3 protein-coding genes and 1 pseudogene are annotated in these 5,109 nt (G+C 68.0%); all 4 read left to right on the forward strand.

Features of this window, described 5'->3' with window-relative positions; all coding sequences use genetic code 11:
- Positions 1-280 precede the first annotated feature (280 nt).
- Positions 281-2,983: a type I DNA topoisomerase gene (topA, locus tag H7290_RS12695; protein ID WP_290514381.1), complete on the forward strand. Its 2,703-nt coding sequence runs from the start codon at positions 281-283 to the stop codon at positions 2,981-2,983.
- A 108-nt stretch (positions 2,984-3,091) separates the two neighbouring features.
- Positions 3,092-3,733 carry a dTMP kinase gene (gene tmk, locus H7290_RS12700; protein ID WP_290514382.1) on the forward strand — a complete coding sequence of 214 codons (642 nt, stop codon included), beginning with the start codon at positions 3,092-3,094 and terminating at the stop codon, positions 3,731-3,733.
- Entirely contained in the window at positions 3,730-4,884 is a 1,155-nt protein-coding gene (locus tag H7290_RS12705; protein ID WP_290514383.1) for a DNA polymerase III subunit delta', read from the forward strand. The genes tmk and H7290_RS12705 overlap by 4 nt, the downstream gene beginning before the upstream one ends.
- A pseudogene (locus tag H7290_RS12710) lies at positions 4,881-5,109 on the forward strand (hypothetical protein); the annotation flags it as partial. The gene H7290_RS12705 and the pseudogene H7290_RS12710, both read left to right, overlap by 4 nt.

Here is a 5,109-nt window from a genome sequence, read left to right on the forward strand (position 1 = left end):
AGAAGGCGGCGACGAACAGCAGGCGGACTGGACGCTCCTGCAGCAGCTCTGAGTACCGTCGCATCCTCACCGTGCACATTCTGTCACTTCCCACAGACGCCAATGACGGGTCACGATGGTCTCGGGAACGACTCTCTCGAGAGCATCCTGGGGAACACCGGCACACCGCCCGGCGATGATCGCCAGCGGGGGTCCGTGCCGGGATCACACCCCTCGGTGGCGTAAACCCTTGACGCCACGCGCTACGGTGTGCTGCGTCTGACCAAACAGGAGTTCACCAGTGACAAGTCTCGTCATCGTCGAGTCCCCCAACAAGGTTCGCAGCATCGCGGCCTACCTCGGGGACGGCTATGTCGTGGACGCCTCCGTGGGCCACATCCGCGATCTCCCTCGCGGTGCCGACGAAGTTCCGGCTGCTTTCAAGGGAGAGTCGTGGGCGCGTCTTGGCGTCAACACCGACTCGGAGTTCGAGCCCATCTACGTCGTCTCGGCCGACAAGAAGTCCCAGATGGCCAAGCTCAAGAAGCTCCTCAAGGACGCCGACGAGCTCGTGCTCGCGACAGATGAGGACCGCGAGGGCGAGGCCATCGCCTGGCACCTGCTCGACGAGCTGAAGCCCAAGGTGCCGGTCAAGCGCATCGTCTTCAACGAGATCACCAAGGATGCGATCCAGTACGCCATCGAGCATCCTCGTGACGTCGACATGGATCTCGTCGACGCCCAGGAGACCCGCCGCATCCTCGACCGTCTCTATGGCTACGAGGTCAGCCCGGTGCTGTGGAAGAAGGTCATGAGCGGACTGTCCGCCGGCCGAGTCCAGTCGGTGGCCACCCGCCTCGTGGTCGAGCGTGAGCGTGAGCGCATGTTGTTCCGCGTCGCGTCCTACTGGGACCTCGAAGCGACGTTCGATGCCGGCGAGGGCTTCGACCCACGCCAGTTCCCGGGCAAGCTCTTCAGTGTCGACGGCTTGCGCATCGCTTCGGGCACCAACTTCGACAATGCCGGTTCGCTGACGTCCGACAAGGTCGCGCACCTCGATGAGCAGCAGGCCGGCGCTCTCGCGGCTGCGCTGGCTGAGCAGCCGTTCACGGTGCGGTCTGTCGAGGAGAAGCCCTACACCCGCCGCCCCTACGCCCCGTTCCGCACCACGACGTTGCAGCAGGAGGCCTCGCGCAAGTTCGGCTTCGGCGCCGCCCGCACGATGCAGGTCGCGCAGCGGCTGTACGAGGGCGGGCACATCACCTACATGCGTACCGACTCGACGACGCTGTCGCAGACGGCCCTCAACGGTGCGCGCGCCCAGGTGACGGAGCTCTACGGCGCCGCCTACCTCCCCGAGAAGCCGCGCGTCTACGCCAGCAAGGTCAAGAACGCGCAGGAGGCCCACGAGGCCATCCGGCCCGCCGGCGAGAGGTTCAAGACGCCTGACCAGGCCGGGCTGCGTGGTGACGAGCTGCGAATCTACGAGCTGATCTGGAAGCGCACCATCGCGTCGCAGATGAACGACGCCAAGGGCAACTCTGTCTCGATCCGCATCGGCGCAACCGCCACCAGCGGTGAGGACGCAGTCTTCGCGAGCTCGGGCCGCACCATCACGTTCTACGGTTTCCTCAAGGCCTACGTCGAGTCGCACGACGACTCCGACGCCGAGGGCGACGACCAGCAGACCAAGCTGCCCAACGTCACCGAGGGCCAGGTCGTCACCGCAGCAGAGCTCGGCAAGGCCGGCCACGAGACCAAGCCGCCGTCGCGCTTCACCGAGGCAAGCCTGATCAGTGAGCTCGAGACCCGTGAGATCGGCCGCCCCTCGACGTACGCCTCGATCGTCGGCACGATCCAGAATCGCGGCTACGTCTACAAGAAGGGCAATGCGCTGGTCCCGGCGTGGATCGCCTTCTCGGTCATCCGTCTGCTCGAGCAGCACTTCGGCCGCCTCATCGAGTACTCCTTCACCGCCGAGCTCGAGGACATCCTCGACGAGGTCGCCGGTGGCCGCGAGGACCGGCTCAAGGTCCTGAACGACTTTTGGATCGGTGAGGGCGAGGGCAACACAGGTCTCAAACGCCTGGTCGAGAACCTCCCAGACATCGACGCCCGCGGACTCGCCACGTTCCCGCTCGGCGAGGACATCAACGTCCGGGTCGGCCGCTACGGCCCCTACGTCGAAGGCCCGCCGTTCGCGGAGGACGCCGAGGGCAAGCAGGTCCCCACCCGCGCCAACGTCCCCGACGACCTGCCTCCCGACGAGCTCGACCTCGACAAGGCCAAGGAGCTGCTCGCGACTCCCGCCGGACTCGAGAAGGAGCTCGGCTCCCACCCCGAGACGGGTCTGGCTGTCGTGGCCAAGAACGGACGCTACGGCCCCTACGTCACCGAGGCGCTGCCCGAGACAGCCAAGAAGGCCGACAAGCCGCGCACCGCCAGCCTGTTCAAGGACATGGATCTGGACACCGTCACCCTCGAGCAGGCGGTGCAACTCCTGACGCTGCCGCGCATCGTCTACGTCGACGAGGATGACACTGAGGTCACGGCGCAGAACGGTCGCTACGGCCCCTACCTCAAGAAGGGCACCGACTCGCGCTCGCTCGACACCGAGGCGCAGCTCCTCACGATCACTGAGGCGGAGGTGCGAGCCATCTACGCACAGCCCAAGACCTATGGACGTCGCGCCGCCGCTGCGCCGCTCAAGGAGCTGGGGCCTGACCCCGTCAGTGGTCAGCCGATCGTGGCCAAGGACGGCCGGTTCGGCATGTACGTCACCGACGGCGAGTACAACGCGACGCTGCGCAAGGACGACTCGCTCGAAGAGCTGACGTCCGAGCGTGCCGCTGAGCTCATCGCCGAGCGCCGTGCCAAGGGGCCGGCGAAGAAGGGCGGCAAGAAGCCCGCCAAGAAGACGGCCAAGAAGGCCGCGAAGAAGGCTCCCGCCAAGAAGGCTGCGGCGAAGGCGTCCTCCAAGAAGGCTGCGGCGGCGAAGAAGTAGGCGCTACGGCTTCGGGCGACGGCCCCCGTCATGCGCGCGAGCGCGTCGCCTGCGCGACGACCGGGTGACGGCAACGAGCGGGTGGGACGCAGCGACTAGGCTCGCGGCATGGATCCGCTCTTCACCGAAACCGGGGTGTTCGTCGCCCTCGAGGGCGGAGAGGGCGCCGGCAAGTCCACGCAGGCCGCCCTGCTCGTCGAGTGGCTCCAAACCCGCGGGCACCACGTCCTGCTGACCCGCGAGCCGGGAGGCACCGAGGTCGGCAAGGTGCTGCGCCACATCGTTCTCGACAACGACACGGGGGAGCTGTCACCGCGCACCGAGGCGCTCATCTACGCCGCCGACAAGGCCGAGCACGTCGATCAGGTGGTGCTGCCCGCGCTGGCTGAGGGCGCCGTCGTTCTCACCGACCGCTACGTCGACTCGACTCTCGCCTACCAGGGCGCCGGGCGACACCTCGACATCTCCGAGGTCGAGCACATCGCGCGGTGGGCCACGTCGTCGCTGCGCCCGCACCTGACCGTCGTCCTCGACATCGACCCGGCGGTGGGACACACCCGATTCGAGGGGGCCGACCGTATCGAGGCCGAGCCGCTGGAGTTTCACCAGCGCGTGCGCCAACACTTCCTCGACCTCGCCGGCGCCGACCCCGTCCACTACCTCGTGGTGAGCGGAGACGGCACACCACAGCACATCCACGACGCCATCCGCGGTGCGGTCGAGCCCTGGCTCGGGCAGGCGACGCCATGACGAGAGCGACGGGAGTGTGGGCAGACCTCGTCGGACAGGAGCCTGTCGTCGAGACGATGCAGTCGGCCGTGGCGTCTGCCGACGGTGAAGGTCGGTCGATGACGCACGCCTGGCTGTTCACCGGGCCGCCGGGCTCCGGCCGCTCCAATGCCGCGCGGGCGTTCGCCGCTGCTCTCCAGTGCGAGCGGGGTGGGTGCGGCGAGTGTCACTCGTGCACCCCCGCCCGGGCCGGCAGCCACCCCGACATCACCCTGATCAACACCGACGGCCTCTCGATCGGAGTCAAGGAGATCCGTCAGTACGTCCGCTCGTCGGCGCTGCGTCCGGCGCTCGGGCGGTGGCAGGTCCTGATCATCGAGGACGCTGACCGGCTGACCGACGAGGCCGGCAACGCCCTGCTCAAGGCTATCGAGGAGCCGTCGCGCCAGACGGTCTGGATGCTCTGCGCGCCGGCCGTCGACGACGTGTCGATGACCATCCGCTCGCGGTCCCGGTCGGTGCTGCTGCGCACGCCGTCCACGGCGGCGATCGCCGGGTTGCTCGTCGAGCGTGACGGCATCGAGCCGTCGATCGCGCAGGCCATGGCCGCCGCCTCGCAGGGTCACATCGGTCGAGCCCGGGGCCTCGCGCGCGATCCCGGCGCCCGTGAGCGCCGGCGCGCCATCCTCGCCATCCCGGTCTCGTTGCGGAGTCTGGGCGACTGCCTGGTCGCCGCCGACCAAGTCAACGAGGAGGCCACCGCACGGGCCAAGGACTTCTGCGATCCGGCCGATGAGAGTGAGCTGGCCGACCTGCGCCAGACGTGGGGGGTCGAGGAGCGTGGGCGTCGGCCGCCCGGCTACGCGGGTGCCATGTCGGCGTTGCAGAAAGACCAGGATCGTCGCCGCAAACGTATGGCGCGCGACTCCATCGACGGTGTCCTCCTCGACCTGCTGTCGTTCTGTCGTGACGTCCTCACGGTCCAGTGCGCCACCGGCGTCCACCTGGTCAATGCCGATGCCGCGGCCGACATCGCCGAGATGGCGGGAGTGTGGACGCCCGAATCGACCATCGGCACGATCGATGCGATTGTCGGGTGTCGGTCGGCCCTGACCGCCAACGCTGCTCCGTTGCTCGCACTCGAACGGATGATGATGGGATTCCGCCGGTGAACCGTGTCAGAACGAGCCTCGTGGTCGCGACGCTCCTCGCCTTCGTCGTGGGGGTGGTGGTGGTCAGCGCCTACGTCACCCGCGACTCGTGGTCGAAGCCCTCTCCCGTCTCCGCACCTGCGCCCGGGGGGCTCAGCTCCTTCTACCAGCAGACCCTCACCTGGACCGATTGCGAGAAGGCGCACTGCACGTGGGTCAAGGTGCCGGTCGACTACGCCAAGCCCG

This window comes from Aeromicrobium sp. (genome assembly GCF_014378035.1).
Taxonomy (GTDB): domain Bacteria; phylum Actinomycetota; class Actinomycetes; order Propionibacteriales; family Nocardioidaceae; genus Aeromicrobium.